The organism is Bordetella petrii (assembly GCF_017356245.1).
GTDB classification, from domain to species: domain Bacteria; phylum Pseudomonadota; class Gammaproteobacteria; order Burkholderiales; family Burkholderiaceae_B; genus Bordetella_A; species Bordetella_A petrii_D.
Genome location: NZ_JAFMZZ010000001.1, coordinates 761,279 through 776,066 on the forward strand (window position 1 = coordinate 761,279; position 14,788 = coordinate 776,066).

Annotated in this window: 13 protein-coding genes; 6 read left to right on the forward strand and 7 right to left on the reverse strand. The window is 66.9% G+C overall.

All coding sequences use genetic code 11. From position 1 onward, the window contains the following. The first annotated feature begins 161 nt into the window (after window positions 1-161). Window positions 162-770, forward strand: a complete 609-nt coding sequence (locus J2P76_RS03610; RefSeq protein ID WP_207404522.1) for a C40 family peptidase — start codon at window positions 162-164, stop codon at window positions 768-770. Window positions 771-832: 62 nt separating this feature from the next. On the opposite strand, the gene J2P76_RS03615 is transcribed toward J2P76_RS03610, so the two are convergent. Next, on the reverse strand, window positions 833-1,603 hold the full coding sequence (locus J2P76_RS03615) for an SDR family oxidoreductase (RefSeq protein WP_207404523.1): 771 nt from the start codon (window positions 1,601-1,603) through the stop codon (window positions 833-835). A 229-nt stretch (window positions 1,604-1,832) separates the two neighbouring features. On the opposite strand from J2P76_RS03615, the gene gmk reads away from it, so the two are divergent. Genes gmk through J2P76_RS03630 form a run of 3 tightly spaced genes read left to right on the forward strand, consistent with a single transcriptional unit; the run spans window position 1,833 to window position 5,024 of the window. Further along, a complete protein-coding gene (gene gmk, locus J2P76_RS03620; protein WP_207404524.1) occupies window positions 1,833-2,465 on the forward strand; it encodes a guanylate kinase in 633 nt (210 codons plus the stop codon). 39 nt (window positions 2,466-2,504) lie between these two features. Then, on the forward strand, window positions 2,505-2,708 hold the full coding sequence (gene rpoZ / locus J2P76_RS03625; RefSeq protein WP_012249158.1) for a DNA-directed RNA polymerase subunit omega: 204 nt from the start codon (window positions 2,505-2,507) through the stop codon (window positions 2,706-2,708). 21 nt (window positions 2,709-2,729) lie between these two features. Further along, complete coding sequence (locus J2P76_RS03630; RefSeq protein ID WP_207404525.1) at window positions 2,730-5,024, forward strand: RelA/SpoT family protein; 2,295 nt, start codon at window positions 2,730-2,732, stop codon at window positions 5,022-5,024. A gap of 24 nt (window positions 5,025-5,048) precedes the next feature. On the opposite strand, the gene J2P76_RS03635 is transcribed toward J2P76_RS03630, so the two are convergent. After that, a complete protein-coding gene (locus tag J2P76_RS03635; RefSeq protein WP_207404526.1) occupies window positions 5,049-6,017 on the reverse strand; it encodes a tripartite tricarboxylate transporter substrate binding protein in 969 nt (322 codons plus the stop codon). A gap of 236 nt (window positions 6,018-6,253) precedes the next feature. On the opposite strand from J2P76_RS03635, the gene J2P76_RS03640 reads away from it, so the two are divergent. Beyond that, entirely contained in the window at window positions 6,254-6,952 is a 699-nt protein-coding gene (locus tag J2P76_RS03640; RefSeq protein WP_207404527.1) for an FCD domain-containing protein, read from the forward strand. A 54-nt stretch (window positions 6,953-7,006) separates the two neighbouring features. Here J2P76_RS03640 and glnQ read toward each other — a convergent pair whose 3' ends face one another. The 3 genes from glnQ to glnH all read right to left on the reverse strand — a co-directional run bounded on the left by glnQ (window position 7,007) and on the right by glnH (window position 9,239). Then, window positions 7,007-7,735: a glutamine ABC transporter ATP-binding protein GlnQ gene (gene glnQ / locus J2P76_RS03645; protein ID WP_242697282.1), complete on the reverse strand. Its 729-nt coding sequence runs from the start codon at window positions 7,733-7,735 to the stop codon at window positions 7,007-7,009. Then, on the reverse strand, window positions 7,732-8,391 hold the full coding sequence (glnP, locus tag J2P76_RS03650) for a glutamine ABC transporter permease GlnP (protein ID WP_207404528.1): 660 nt from the start codon (window positions 8,389-8,391) through the stop codon (window positions 7,732-7,734). The genes glnQ and glnP overlap by 4 nt, the downstream gene beginning before the upstream one ends. 101 nt (window positions 8,392-8,492) lie before the next feature. Further along, window positions 8,493-9,239 carry a glutamine ABC transporter substrate-binding protein GlnH gene (gene glnH, locus J2P76_RS03655; RefSeq protein WP_207404529.1) on the reverse strand — a complete coding sequence of 249 codons (747 nt, stop codon included), beginning with the start codon at window positions 9,237-9,239 and terminating at the stop codon, window positions 8,493-8,495. Window positions 9,240-9,405: 166 nt separating this feature from the next. On the opposite strand from glnH, the gene J2P76_RS03660 reads away from it, so the two are divergent. Beyond that, on the forward strand, window positions 9,406-10,428 hold the full coding sequence (locus J2P76_RS03660; protein ID WP_207404530.1) for a C45 family autoproteolytic acyltransferase/hydolase: 1,023 nt from the start codon (window positions 9,406-9,408) through the stop codon (window positions 10,426-10,428). 61 nt (window positions 10,429-10,489) lie between these two features. Here J2P76_RS03660 and J2P76_RS03665 read toward each other — a convergent pair whose 3' ends face one another. Together J2P76_RS03665 and J2P76_RS03670 are read right to left on the reverse strand one after the other, a co-directional pair. Continuing rightward, window positions 10,490-14,113, reverse strand: a complete 3,624-nt coding sequence (locus J2P76_RS03665) for a hydantoinase B/oxoprolinase family protein (protein WP_207404532.1) — start codon at window positions 14,111-14,113, stop codon at window positions 10,490-10,492. Window positions 14,114-14,182: 69 nt separating this feature from the next. Continuing rightward, complete coding sequence (locus J2P76_RS03670; RefSeq protein ID WP_207404533.1) at window positions 14,183-14,692, reverse strand: winged helix DNA-binding protein; 510 nt, start codon at window positions 14,690-14,692, stop codon at window positions 14,183-14,185. Between the last annotated feature and the right edge of the window lie 96 nt (window positions 14,693-14,788).

Here is a 14,788-nt window from a genome sequence, read left to right on the forward strand (position 1 = left end):
CAAGCCAGCGCCATCTGCGTGCATCGCCTCAGTAATAACCCGTAAATGCAAAGAAACATCAATCCTGTAAAATGCCCCGTGGCCACGTTGTATGTGCGCCACACTTTCGCCGGCTTGACGCAGTCAGCCATCCCGCCCGCTCCGAATTCTGAAGTGTCGCAATGACTCCACCGACGCGAAAAGTCCGTCTTGCCCTGTCCGCACTACCCGCTATCCTGGCCGCGCCCCTCCTGGCAGCAGGCCTGTCCTGGTCTCCCCCCGCCCAAGCCACCATCGCGACCGACGCACTGGCCTCATTCCAGGGCCTGCGCCTGATCGACCCGCTTACCGTGCCCTCTTTGCCCGACATGGTCGTGCGCGCCGGCCTGGACACCCTGGGCACCCCCTACGTCTGGGGCGGCGAAGACCCCGACGGCGGTTTCGATTGCAGCGGCCTGACGCAATTCGTGTACCGCGAGATCGCCGGCGTCGAGCTGCCCCGCACCGCGCGCGCGCAGCGCCGCGCCGGCACCGCGGTCAGCAAGAAGCACCTCAAGCCGGGCGACCTGGTGTTTTTCGCCACGCGCCGCCGCGGCGGGGTATCGCACGTGGGCATCTACATCGGCCAGGGCCAGTTCGTGCATGCGCCCACCCGCGGCTCCAGCGTGCGCGTCGACAATCTCGACAACACCTATTGGTCGCGCCACTACGTCACCGCGCGCCGCTACCTGGACACCGCGCCCGCCGCGCCGCAGGGCCACCTGATCGCCACGGCCGACACCGCGCAGTAACCCCCGTTTCGTTCCAAAAAAAAGCGCCCGCGGGCGCTTTTCTTTTTTGCTGCGGCGCAGCCTCAGCCCCGGCCCACGAACGGCATGTTGGTGGCCATGATGGTCATGAACTGCACGTTGGCGTCCAGCGGCAGGTTGGCCATGGACACCACGGCATGGGCCACGTGCGCCACGTCCATGCGGGGCTCGACGCGCTTGTTGCCGTCGGCCTGCAGAATGCCGGCCGCCATGCGCTGGGTCATGTCGGTGGCGGCGTTGCCGATGTCGATCTGTCCGCAGGCAATGCCGTAGCTGCGGCAATCCAGCGAAATCGATTTGGTCAGCCCCGTGACCGCGTGCTTGGTGGCCGTGTAGGCGATCGACAGCGGCCGCGGCGCATGCGCCGAGATCGAGCCGTTGTTGATGATGCGGCCGCCGCCGGGCTGCTGCGCTTTCATCAGCCGGATGGCCGCCTGGGCGCACAGGAACATGCCGGTCAGGTTGACGTCGACCACTTCGCGCCAGGTCTCGACCGGCAGGTCTTCGATCGGCACGGCCGGCGTGTTGCGGCCGGCGTTGTTGAACAGCACGTCCAGGCGGCCATAGGCGCGCTGGGTTTCGTCGAACAGTTCACGCACGGCCTGCTCGTCGCTGACGTCGGTGGGCACCACCAGGGCGCGCGCGCCGTCTTCGCCCGCCGCGGTGCGGGTCTGTTCCAGCATTTCGCGGCGGCGGCCGGCCAGCACCACGCGGTAGCCCTGGGCCAGGAATTCCAGCGCCACGGCGCGTCCGATACCGGTGCCGGCGCCGGTTACCAGGGCGACCTGGGCCCCGGGCTGCTCATTGGATTGCATCGGGTTCTCCCTTTGTTGAACCGCGAAATCCTAACGCAATAGTGAGGCGAAGGTTGCAAGCGGCCGTGACGAGGCCCGCCGCAGGCCTGCCGAGATAAATTATAATATTTGGAAATCTATATATGCTTTTTAGCAATATAACGCCCGGGGCGCCATCTGCGCAGGCCATGCGGCCAGGGCAGCCGCCAATTTGCTATTCTTCGCGTCTTACCCTGTCTGTTTCCGATCCATGTCCGAACACCCCGGCAATGTTTTCATGGTCGTCGCCCCCAGCGGCGCCGGCAAATCCAGCCTGGTCAAGGCTCTGCTCGACCATGACAAATCGCTTGTGCTGTCGGTATCGTGCACCACGCGGGCGCCGCGCAAAGGCGAAGCCGACGGGCGCGAATACCGCTTCATCAGCGCCGAACAATTCGAAGCCCTGCGCCAGAAACAGGCTTTGCTCGAGTGGGCCGAGGTGCATGGCAATTTCTATGGCACGCCGCGCGACCTGATCGACCAGGCCACCCGCGCAGGCCAGGATGTGCTGCTGGAAATCGACTGGCAGGGCGCCCGCCAGGTGCGCCAGCACTACCCGGCCGCCATCGGCATTTTCATCCTGCCCCCTTCCATCGAAGAACTCGAGCATCGCCTGAAGGCGCGCGGCCAGGATGCCCCGCAAGTGATCGCGCGCCGCCTGCTGGCGGCCGGCGGCGAAATCGCGCACGCGCCGGAATGCGAATATGTTATTATTAATCAAGAATTTAGCGTAGCCTTGGCGGAACTTGCGCAGATCATCAGCGCCGCCCGGCTACGCTTTTCGTCTCAGGCTGTCCGCCACGCGCCGCTGTTCGCGCAGCTGGGCATTCCGGCGGCCCACTGAAACGCCCAACCTTTTCACAGCACGTTCCAGGTGTAATCCATGGCCCGAATTACCGTCGAAGACTGTCTGAACCAAGTCCCCAACCGCTTCAAGCTCACGCTGGCCGCCACCTACCGCGCCCGCGAGCTGGCGCAGGGCCATGCTCCGCGCATCGACAGCAAAGACAAGCCCACGGTTACCGCCCTGCGCGAAATCGCCGGCGGCCACACCGGCCTGGAAATGCTGCGCAAAGTCCCGACCTGATCCGGGCCTGGGGGCGGCAACATGGCTTTTCCCCGGCTGAAGTATGCTTCCACGGGCCTGCTCGCCGCCTTGCGCGCGGGCTCCCGGCTGGGGCGCCGCCCCGGTAAAAAGGGCTCTCCCGCCCAGTTGCCCGCTGCCGCGGGCGGCGCCGACGAAACCGGCGCTGTTTCATCGCCAGTGGCATCGCTGGCGCCGCTGACCGAAATCATCGGCAGCTATCTCGACAAGAAAGACATCGAGCGCGTGCGCGAGGCATACCGCTTCGCCGACCAGGCGCACCTGGGGCAGTTCCGCGCCAGCGGCTCGCCTTATATCTCGCATCCCATCGCCGTCACCGAAATCTGCGCGGCCTGGAAGCTCGACGCCAACGCGCTGTCGGCGGCCCTGCTGCACGACGTCATCGAAGACCAGGGCATCGCCAAGCACGAGCTGGCCGAGAAATTCGGCACCGAAGTCGCCGAACTGGTCGACGGCCTGTCCAAACTCGACCGCCTGGACTTCGCCACCAAGGCCGAGCAGCAAGCCGAAAGTTTCCGCAAGATGCTGCTGGCGATGGCGCGCGACGTGCGCGTCATCCTGATCAAGCTGGCCGACCGCCTGCACAACATGCGCACGCTGGACGCGGTCAACCCCGAGAAGCGCCGCCGCATCGCCCGCGAAACCCTCGACATCTATGCGCCCATCGCCCATCGCCTGGGCCTGAATGTACTGTTCCGCGAACTGCAGGACCTGTGCTTCGCGGCCATGTACCCCAACCGCTACCAGGTGCTGTACAAGGCCGTGCTGGCCGCGCGCGGCAACCGCCGCGAAGTCATCAGCAAGATCGGCGACGCGGTGCGCGCCGCCCTGCCCGCCGCCGGCATCGAGGCCGAGGTGTCGGGCCGCGAGAAAACCCTGTTCGGCATCTACACCAAGATGACCGAACAGAAGAAGTCGTTCTCGGAAGTGCTCGACATCTACGGCTTCCGCGTCATTGTGCATACGCTGCCCGAATGCTACCTGGCGCTGGGCACGCTGCACCAGCTGTACCGGCCGGTGCCGGGCAAGTTCAAAGACTACATCGCCATTCCCAAGGTCAACGGCTACCAGTCGCTGCACACCACGCTGGTGGGCCCGTACGGCACGCCCGTGGAATTCCAGTTCCGCACGCGCGACATGCATCACATCGCCGAAGAAGGCGTGGCCTCGCACTGGCTGTACAAGGGCGCCGACGTCTCGCTGAACGACCTGCAGAAGCGCACGCACCAGTGGCTGCAGTCGCTGCTCGACATTCAAAGCCAGACCGGCGATTCGGGTGAGTTCCTCGAGCACGTCAAGGTCGACCTGTTCCCCGACGCGGTCTATGTGTTCACCCCGCGCGGCAAGATCATTTCGCTGCCGCGCGGCGCCACGCCGGTCGATTTTGCCTACGCCATCCACACCGACATCGGCAACCAGGCGGTGGCCGCCAAGGTCAACAACGAATTCGTGCCGCTGCGCACCGAACTGAGCAGCGGCGACGCGGTCGAGATCATCACCTCGCCCGCCTCGCGCCCCAATGCGCAATGGCTGAACTACGTGCGCACCGGCCGCGCGCGCTCGGAAATCCGCCACTACCTGCGCACGGTCAAGTACGAAGAATCCGTGGCGTTCGGCGAACGGCTGCTGGAACAGGCGCTGCAGGAATTGCACCTGGACCTGCCCACGCCCGACGACCCCGCCTGGCAGAAGCTGGCGCGCAGCACGGGCGCCAGCTCGCGCGACGAGATCCTGGCCGATATCGGGCTGGGCAAGCGGCTGGCTACGGTGGTGGCGCGCCGCTTCGCCCCCGAACACCAGCTGGTGGCCACCACCGCGGCCGCCGTGGACGAAATCACCTCGGCCCGCAGCGCGCCCATCCTGATCCAGGGCAACGAAGGCCAGGCCGTGCAGTTGGCGCCGTGCTGCGGCCCGCTGCCGGGCGACCCCATCGTGGCCGGCCTGCGGCTGGGCCAGGGCCTGGTGGTGCACACCGCCGACTGCCCCATCGCCGTGCGCCAGCGCGCGCGCGAGCCCGAGCGCTGGGTCAACGTGGCCTGGGACACGCAAACCGCCAAGCACCTGTCGACCCGGCTGGATGTGATCACCCGCAACGAACGCGGGGTGCTGGGCCGGCTGGCGGCCGAAGTCACGGCGGCCGACGCCAACATCGTGCAGATCACCATGCACGACGACGCCGTCTCGACCGTGTCGCTGCACCTGACCATCCAGGTCGACAGCCGCAAGCACCTGGCGCAGGTCATCCGCGCCATCCGGCACGTGCCGCAGGTGCAGAAAATCGTGCGGGTGAAGGGCTAGCCGCGCCCTGCCCCGCGCCTGCCGCTATTCCACCTTGCCGATGCGCTGCACCGCCTTGGCCATGGCCTGGGCGTCCGTCTTCCAGTAGGCGGCGAACTCGGGCGCGTCCATGTACTGCACCGGGCTGCCCGCCGCCAGGATGGACTGCCGCACTTTCGGATCGTTGAGCACCTTGCGCGAGGCTTCGCGCAGGCGGTCGACCACCGGCGCCGGCGTGCCGGCCGGCACGAAGATGGCGGACCATTGCACGAACTTGACGTCATAGCCCTGCGAGGCCAGCGTGGGCACCTTGGGCAGCGCCGCCAGCTGCGAATCGCCCCAGTGCGCCAGGGCGCGCAGCTTGCCGGCCTGGATGTGCTGCACCACACTGGACGGCCCGGTGGAAATGGCATCCACCTGGCCGCCCAGCAGCGCCGCCACGGCCGGACCGGCGCCGGTAAAGGGCACGTGCGTCAGGTTGATATCGGCGGCGCTCTTGAGCATTTCCATGGGCACGTGCATCGAGCCGTAAATGCCCGAACTGCCGTAGTTCAAGGCGCCGGGCCGGCGCTTGGCGTCGGCCACGAAATCCTGCAGCGTCTTCCATGGCGAGTCGGCCCGCACGACCAGCACCGTGGGGTCGGCCGTCACGCGGGCAATCGGGGCGAACTGGTCGATCTGGAAGGCGGCCTTGCGGCCCAGGATCTTGTCGGCCTCGGGCAGGATCGAAATCGACGACAGGCTCATCAGCACCGTGTAGCCGTCGGGCTCGGCACGCGCGGCCTGCCCGATGCCGACCGCGCCGCCGGCGCCCGCCTTGTTCTCGATGACCACGCTCTGGCCCAGTTCATGCGACAGGGCCTCGGCCACCGGCCGCGCCACGGTATCCGTGACGCCGCCCGGCGGAAACGGCACGATCATGGTGACCGCCCTTTCGGGATATTGCGCCTGGGCGCAACATGCCGCCAGCGCCAGGGCCACGCCGCACCACCATTTGCTTGCAGGAACAACCATGTCTCCAACCCTCCTGAGGCGCGCCGGCGCCGGCCGGCGGGCGCGCATTGATGAACCAATTGGATCGTATTGTTTTGATGCCTGCGTGCCGGGCATGTGGCGCGCAACGCCGCATGCCCCGGGCAAGGCAAGGGCCACTCTAGAACCGTATCGGTTCGAAGGCAAGCATTTTTCGGGGCACAATTTGACCAATTGGTTCGAATCATCTACCCTGCCGCTACTACCGGAGAAAGGATGTGGATGACGTCGTGGCGGGCAGCAGCCTGCGCGCCGAAGGGGCCAAGGCCCTGGCGCATTTTCTAATGGAATCGATGGCCAGCGGCCGCCTGCGCGAAGGCATGCGGCTGCCGCCCGAACGCGCCCTGAGCGAGCGCTTCGGCGCCTCGCGCGGGTCGGTGCGGCGGGTGCTGGCCGAATTGCGCGAACGCGGGCTGATCGTCCAGGCGGTAGGCAGCGGCACCTTCGTGGCCGCGGGCGTGCACGCGCTGGCGCCCCCCGCGGCGGGCCAGCCGGCCCTGAACACCAGCCCCGCCGAACTGATGCAGGCGCGGCTGCTGATCGAACCGCTGATGCCGATGCTGATCGCGCGCAATGCCACCGGCGCTGACTTCACCCGCATGGGTGAATGCCTGGAACGCTCGGAAGCGGCGGCAAGCATCGAAGAGTTCGAACACTGGGACGGCGAGCTGCACAAGGCATTCGCCATGGCCACGCACAATACTTTTTTCCTGCAGATCCTGGAACTGGCCAATCGCGTGCGCGAACAGGGCGAATGGGGCCGGCTCAAGTCCAATTCACTGACGCCCGAGCGGCGCGAACAGTACCAGCAGCAGCACCGCGCCATCGTGGCGGCCCTGAAAGACCGCGATGCCGGACAGGCGCGCGTGCTGCTGCACGCACACCTGGAACAGATCCAGCAGAACCTGTTCGGCTGAGCCCGTTCCAGGTGTCTGACACCCTGCGGGAGTCAGACACCTGGCTGGCCTGGCTCAGGCCACGTGCTGCAGGAAGTCGCGCAGGCGCTGGCTGGGCGGATTCGACAGCAGTTCGGCGGGCGGGCCGTCGTGCGCGACTTTGCCGGCGTCGATGAAGATCAGCCGGCTGCCCACCTTGCGCGCGAATTCCATTTCGTGGGTGACCACCACCATGGTCATGCCCTCTTCGGCCAGGTCGCGCATGACCTTCAGCACTTCATGGCGCAGTTCCGGGTCGAGCGCCGAGGTGGGCTCGTCGAACAGCATCAGCTTGGGCTTGATGGCCAACGCCCGCGCGATGGCCACGCGCTGCTGCTGGCCGCCGGAAAGCTCGGCGGGATAGTGCCCCATGCGCTCGCCCAGCCCCACTTTGCGCAACAGCTCTTCAGCCAGTTTGCGCGCCTCCTGGCGCGGGGCTCCGCGCGTGTGGACGGGGCCGAACATGACGTTTTCCAGCGCCGTCATCTGCGGAAACAGGTTGAACTGCTGGAACACCATGCCGGCCTCGCGGCGGATTTCGCGCACCTGGGCGGGCGAGCCCTTGACGCTCTGGCCGTCGACCAGCAGGTCGCCGCCCTCGATGGTTTCGAGCACATTGATGCAGCGCAGGAAGGTGGACTTGCCCGAGCCCGAGGGCCCCACCACCACCACGACCTCGCCGGCGTCGATGTTCAGGGAAATGCCGTCGAGCACGGTGGAATCGCCGAAGCGCTTGGTGACGTTGTGGAACTCGACCATGCTCATAGTATGCGCATCCTTTTTTCGGCCAGGCGCAGCGCCAGGGCCAGCGCGCCGGTCAGGATCAGGTAGATGATGGCCACCGCCGACCAGATTTCCACCGCCCGGAAGTTGCTGGCCATGATTTCCTGGCCCTGCCGGGTCAGCTCGGCCACGCCGATCACGATGAACAGCGACGAGTCTTTCAGGCTGATGATGCACTGGTTGCCCAGCGGCGGAATCATGCGGCGAAACGCCACCGGTCCGATGATGTGCAGCAGGATCTTGTAGAACGGCAGGCCCATGGCCTGCCCGGCCTCTTTCAGCCCCTTGTGCACCGACAGCAGCGAGCCGCGCACGATCTCGGCGATGTAGGCGCCCGAATTGATGATCAGGGTGGCGATGGCCGCCCAGATCGCATCCACCCGCAGGCCCGGCACCATCAGGGGCAGCGCGAAGTAGATGAACATGACCTGCACCACGATGGGCGTGCCGCGGATGACCGCGATGTACACCTGCGCAATGGCCGACAGCAGCCACGGCCCGTAGGCGCGGGCCACGCCGGCCAGCGCCCCCAGCACGAAGCCGCCCACCAGGCCCCAGAATGTGATCTTGACGGTCATCAGCGTGCCGTCGAGCAGGTTGGGCATGGATGCCCAGATGACAGACCAGTCGAATTGCACGGTCTTCCCCTATTTTGTGCGGCCCGCCAGGCCGTTGCGGCGTGAATTGCGGGGCCGGCGGGGGCCTTGCCCCGCAGCGGCCCCGGCCCGCGCGCCCGCGCTCAGGGCTGCTTGCCGAACCACTTGGTGTAGATGGCGTCGTACTGGCCGTTGGCCTTCAGGGTGGCCAGGGCCTTGTTCACCTTGGCGACCAGGTCGCTGCCCTTGGGAAAGGCGATGCCGTAGAAATCGCCGCTCTTGACCGTGCCCACGACCTTCACGCGGCCCTTGCCGGCGGTATTGGCGTAGTACTGGACGTTGGGCGTGTCGTGCACGGCGGCGTCGACGCGGCCGGTGGCCAGTTCGAGATAGGCGTTGTCGATGTTGGGAAACAGGCGCAGCTTGGCGTCGGGCACTTCTTTCTTCATGAAATCGACGGTGGCAGTGCCGGTCTTGACGGCCACGCTCTTGCCGGCGAGATCCTTGGCCGACTTGATGGAAGTGTCGTTCTCGGCAACCAGGATGGCCAGGCCGCTTTCATAGTAGGGATCGGAGAAATCGATGACCTGCTTGCGATCGTCGCGGATGGTGATACCGGCCAGCGCCGCGTCGATGTTCTTGGTCTGCAGGCCCGGGATGATGCCGTTGAAGTCCATCGGCTGCAGCTTGTACTTCAGGTTGAGCTCTTTGGCGATGGCGGCCCACAGGTCGATGTCGAAGCCGGTGTAGGTGCTGCCCTGCTTGAATTCGAACGGAACAAAGGCCGTATCGGTGGCAACGATCAATTCCTTGTCCTGGGCTGCGGCGGTGGACACGGCGCCGATCAGGCTCAGGCCCACCAGCGCGGCAGCGATTTTGCGCTTAATCATCGAAATTCTCCTGTAGAGACAACGGGCCCCGGTGCAGGCCCGGGGGTGCCAATCTGCATGCCGCGGCGGATGGCCGGGCACGCTCGCCGGCCCATGTTAACGCATCTGTCCCCATGGCAGCCGCGCGCCGGGAAATTACAATCGGATCATTCGCCGGAGGTTATCCATGCCGTTCAAGCCCGTACGCATCGCAGGCACCCGCCGCCAGATTGGCCAGGCGCTGGGCAAGCTGGCCCGCCCGCTGATGGCCGTGTACCTGGACCAGAGCACTACCTGGCGGGCGTTGCGCCCCTGGCGCGGCCACGCCTATCTGCAGGAACTGGCTGGCCACGCGCAGGAAGCCCTGCCCGGCGTCTGGGAAGAATTCGAGGGGCTGGCCGAGGGCCTGCGCATGCCGGCCGACGACCTGCTGCTGTGGCACTGCCGCGGCGACCTGCTGCACAAGACCACCGACGGCTGCACCTCGGTGGCGCTGCAGGCGGCCGGCGGCGCACGCTGGATCGCGCACAACGAAGACGGCGACCCGTATCTGTACGGCCGCTGCCCGGTGGTCGACGTACAACCCGACGACGCGCCGGGCTATGTCAGCTTTTATTACCCGGGCTCGCTGCCGGGGCATACGTTCGGCGCCAACCGCGCCGGCCTGGTGCAAACCATCAACAACCTGCGCACCCGGGCGCGGCGTGCCGGCGTGCCGCGCATGTTCCTGGCCCGCGCCGTGCTCGATTGCGGCACGCTCGACCAGGCCGTCGAGCTGCTGGCGCACATGCCGCGCGCCGGCGCCTTCCACCACACCCTGGGGGCGGCGGGCGACGCGCGCCTGCTCAGCATCGAGGCCACCCCGGGCGCCTGCTCGGTGGAAACCGTGGCGCGCCGCTACGGGCACGCCAACCACCTGATCCACCAGGGCACGCAGGATATCCCGCAGGTCATCACCGATTCGTCGCGGGCCCGCCAGAACCGCATCGACGCGCTGGTCGACACCTGGAACGAAGCCACTGGCGAAGCCGACCTGGTGGCCGCGCTACACGACACCGACGGCAACCTGCCCATTCTGCGCCGCGCCGCCGACGACCCCGACGAAGAAAACACCCTGGCCACGGCCGTGTTCGCCCTGGACGACGAGCACGTCACCCTGCGCATCTACGACCGCAAGGCTCGCGCCGCGCAGGATATCAGCGTCAAGTAAAACGACAGTACGGTGTCTGACACCCTGGCGGGAGTCAGACACCCGGCAAATGGAAAGCCGCCTACTTTTCCCCGTATCCGCCGCCTCCGGGGGTTTCAACGACAAACACGTCTCCCGCCCGCAGGCTGGCGCTGTCTTGCGGCCCCAGTTCCTGGATGCTGCCGTCGGCGCGCTCGATGTAGTTGCGACCCACCTGGCCGGCGCCGCCGCCGGCCAGCCCGAACGGCGCATGAACGCGGTTGTTCGACAGGATGGCCGCGGTCATGTCTTCCAGGAAGCGCACCTTGCGCACGCCGCCGTCGCCGCCGCGGTAGCGGCCGGCTCCGCCCGAGCCGGGACGGATTTCGTACGACTCCAGCCGCACCGGGAAGCGCAGTTCCAGCACCTCGGGGTCAGTCAGGCGCGAATTGGTCATGTGCGCCTGCACCACCGAGGCGCCGGCAAAGCCCTCGTCGCGCGGGCCGGCCGCATCGATGCGCAGCGGCCCTGCCCCCGTGCCGCCCGAGATGGTTTCGTAATACTGGTAGCGCGCATTGCCGAACGTGAAGTTGTTCATGGTGCCCTGGCTGGCCGCCAGCACGCCCAGCGCCCCGTACAGCGCATTGACGATGCACATGGACGTTTCCACATTGCCCGCCACCACCGAGGCCGGCGGGTTCGGCCGCAGCATCGAACCCTCGGGCACAATGATGTCCAGCGGCTTCAGGCAGCCCGCGTTCAGCGGAATGTCGTCATCCACCATGGTGCGGAACACATACAGCACGGCCGCCACGGCAATGGCGCTGGGCGCGTTGAAGTTGTTGTCCAGTTGCGCCGACGAGCCGGTGAAATCGACCACTGCGCTGCGCGCCTGGCGATCCACCCGCACCGCCACGCGGATGACCGCGCCATTGTCCAGCGGGTACTCGTAGCGGCCGTCTTTCAGCACCGAGATCACGCGGCGCACCGCCTCTTCGGCGTTGTCCTGCACGTGGCCCATGTAGGCGCGCACCACGTCCAGCCCGAAGTGGTCGCACATGCGCAGCAGTTCCTGCACGCCCTTTTCGTTGGCGGCGATCTGCGCATGCAGGTCGGCGATGTTCTGGTCGGGGTTGCGCGCGGGCCAGCGTCCCGACGCCAGGATCTCGCGCGCCGCCTGGTCGCGGAATTCGCCGTCGCGCACCAGCTGGAAGTTGGTGAACAGCACGCCCTCGTCTTCCACCGTCCTGGAATCGGGCGGCATCGAGCCGGGCGTGGTGCCGCCGATATCGGCATGGTGCCCGCGCGACCCGACGAAGAACAGGATCTCGCGGCCGGCGCGGTCGAACACCGGCGTAATGACCGTGACATCGGGCAGGTGCGTGCCGCCATGGTAGGGATCATTGACCACGTAGGCGTCGCCGGGCCGCATGCGCCCGGCATTGGCGTGCATGATGGTCTTGATGGACTCGCCCATGGAACCCAGGTGCACCGGCATGTGCGGCGCATTGGCGATCAGGCTGCCTTCGGCGTCGAAAATCGCGCAGGAAAAATCCAGGCGCTCTTTGATGTTGACCGAGTAAGCCGTGTTCTGCAGCCGGTAGCCCATCTGCTCGGCGATGGACATGAACAGGTTATTGAATACTTCCAGCATGACCGGATCGGCCTGCGTGCCGATCGCGCGGCGTTCGGGCCGGGCCTCGACGCGCTTGAGCAGGATGTGGTCCAGCGGCGTCAGTTCGGCCTGCCAGCCCGCCTCGACCACGGTGGTCTGGTTGGGCTCGGAAATGATGGCGGGCCCGGCCAGCACGTCGCCCGGCACCAGGTCGCCGCGCACGTACAGCGGCGCGTCGCGCCAGGCGCCCTGCCCGTACATCTTGACGGTCCGGCGCACCGGCGGCGCGCCGGCGCGGCTGCGCCTGGCCGGCGCCTCGGTGGCGGGCTCGCCGCCGCCGGTGGCCTCGACCGAAATGGTTTCCACCACCAGTTCGCGGCCGGGCATCAGGAACGAATAGCGCTGCCGGTAGGCGGCTTCGAAGTCCTGCCGCACCTGGGCCAGTTCGCCGTAAGCCACTTCCAGCGCGGTGTCGGTGCCGCGGTATTTCAGGTGCAGGCGGCGCTGCACCTGGATCAGCTCGGCCGGCACATGCTGGCGGCGCAGTTCGCCTTCGGCCTGCCCGGCCAGTTCATCCAGCTCGGACTGCAATTCGGGCATCAGCGCCGCGTCCAGCACTTTTTCCACGGTTTTCTGCCGCATGTCGGTCTGGTCGGCCAGGCCCATGCCATAGGCCGACAGCACCCCGCCCAGCGGATGGGCGAACACCGTCGTCATGCCCAGCGCATCGGCCACCAGGCAGGCATGCTGCCCGCCGGCGCCGCCGAACACCGTCAGGGCGTATTCGGTGACGTCGTGGCCGCGCTGCACCGAGATGCGCTTGATGGCCTCGGCCATGTTACCCACGGCGATTTCCAGAAAGCCCTCGGCCAGCTGTTCGGGGGCCATGTCGCGGCCGGTGGCCGCGCGCACCTCGGCGGCCATGGCTTCGAAACGCTGCCGCACCGCGTCGCGGTCCAGCGGCTGGTCGGCCGCCGGGCCGAACACACGCGGGAAGAAATCGGGCTGGATTTTGCCCAGCAGCACATTGCAGTCCGTCACGGCCAGCGGGCCGCCGCGCCGGTAGCAGGCCGGCCCCGGGTTGGCGCCGGCCGAATCGGGCCCCACGCGCAGGCGCGCGCCGTCGAAATGCAGGATCGACCCGCCGCCGGCGGCCACGGTATGGATGCTCATCATGGGCGCGCGCATGCGCACGCCGGCCACCAGGGTCTCGAACTCGCGTTCGAATTCGCCCGCATAGTGCGACACGTCGGTAGACGTGCCGCCCATGTCGAAACCGATGATGCGCGGCAGGCCGGCCAGCTCGCTGGTGCGCGCCATGCCGACAATGCCGCCGGCCGGGCCGGACAGGATGGCGTCCTTGCCGCGGAAGCGGTGCGCGTCGGTCAGGCCGCCGCTGGACTGCATGAACATCAGGCGGATGCCGGGCAGTTCGGACGCAACCTGGTCGACATAGCGCATCAGGATGGGCGACAGATACGCATCGACCACCGTGGTGTCGCCGCGCGAGACGAACTTGATCAGCGGGCTGACCTCGTGCGAGGCCGACACCTGCGTGAAGCCGATTTCACGCGCCAGCGCGGCGGCGCGCTGCTCATGCGCGGGCGCGTGCCAGGCGTGCATGAAAACCACGGCCACGGCCCGGATGCCGCTGTCGTACGCCTGCTGCAGATGCTGGCGCAGGCTGTTTTCGTCGAGCGCACGCACCACGGCGCCGCCGGCATCGACCCGTTCGTCGGCTTCCACGACCGATTCGTACAGCATCTCGGGCAGCGTCACGTTGCGGTCGAACAGGCGCGGCCGGTTCTGGTAGGCAATGCGCAGGCCGTCGCGGAAACCCCGCGTGGTTACCAGCAAGGTGCGTTCGCCCTTGCGCTCGAGCAGGGCGTTGGTGGCCACGGTGGTGCCCATCTTTACGCACTCCACCCGTTCGGCCGGCACCGGTTCGCCCGCGGCCAGGCCCAGCAGCTGGCGGATGCCGGCGACGGCCGCATCGCGGTACTGCTCGGGGTTTTCCGACAGCAGCTTGGCGGTGGCCGTGCTGCCATCGGGGCGGCGCGCCACGATATCGGTGAACGTGCCCCCACGGTCAATCCAGAATTGCCACTTCATAGTGTCCTCGACAAGTAGAAGGAATGGCGCGGCGGGCCGGGCTTGCGGCCCGCCGCCGGCCGAAACGGGTTATAGCGAGGTGGCCGCGCGGGCCGCCTGGTCGTACAGGCCGGACAGCGCGCGCAAGGCCTTGGCCAGCTGCCGGTTGAATTCCACGCCCGCGCCGGCGCCGGCTTCCAGGCCGTCGATCAGGCACTGCTCGCGGATTTCGGTATAGCGCTTGATAAACGCGGCGCCCTCGCCGGTCACGCTGTAGAACACCTCTTTACCGCTGCGTTCGCCGCCCACCACGCCCAGGCGCTCGAGCTTCTTCAGCGAGTAATTGACGATGTGCGTGTCTTCGACATTCAGCGTGAAGCAGATGTCGGCCAGCTTTTTGCTGCGCTGGCGGTGATAGACGTGGTGCAGCACCATGACATCGGTGGCCGTCAGATCGGGCAGCCCGGCAGCCGCCATGCAGCGCACGGTCCAGCGGTCGAACGCATGGCCGGCGATCATCAGGCCGAACTCCACTTCGGAAAGATCCGGCGCGCGGCTGCTGGCCAGATGCGCCGACGAGGCGATGAGATGAGGGTTCACGGAACGCTCCGTAAAATCGATGTGGACGAAATACTAATAATTTATCTATATTTCATCAACAAAAAATTAATCCAACCGGCCCCGCGTCGCTGCGCG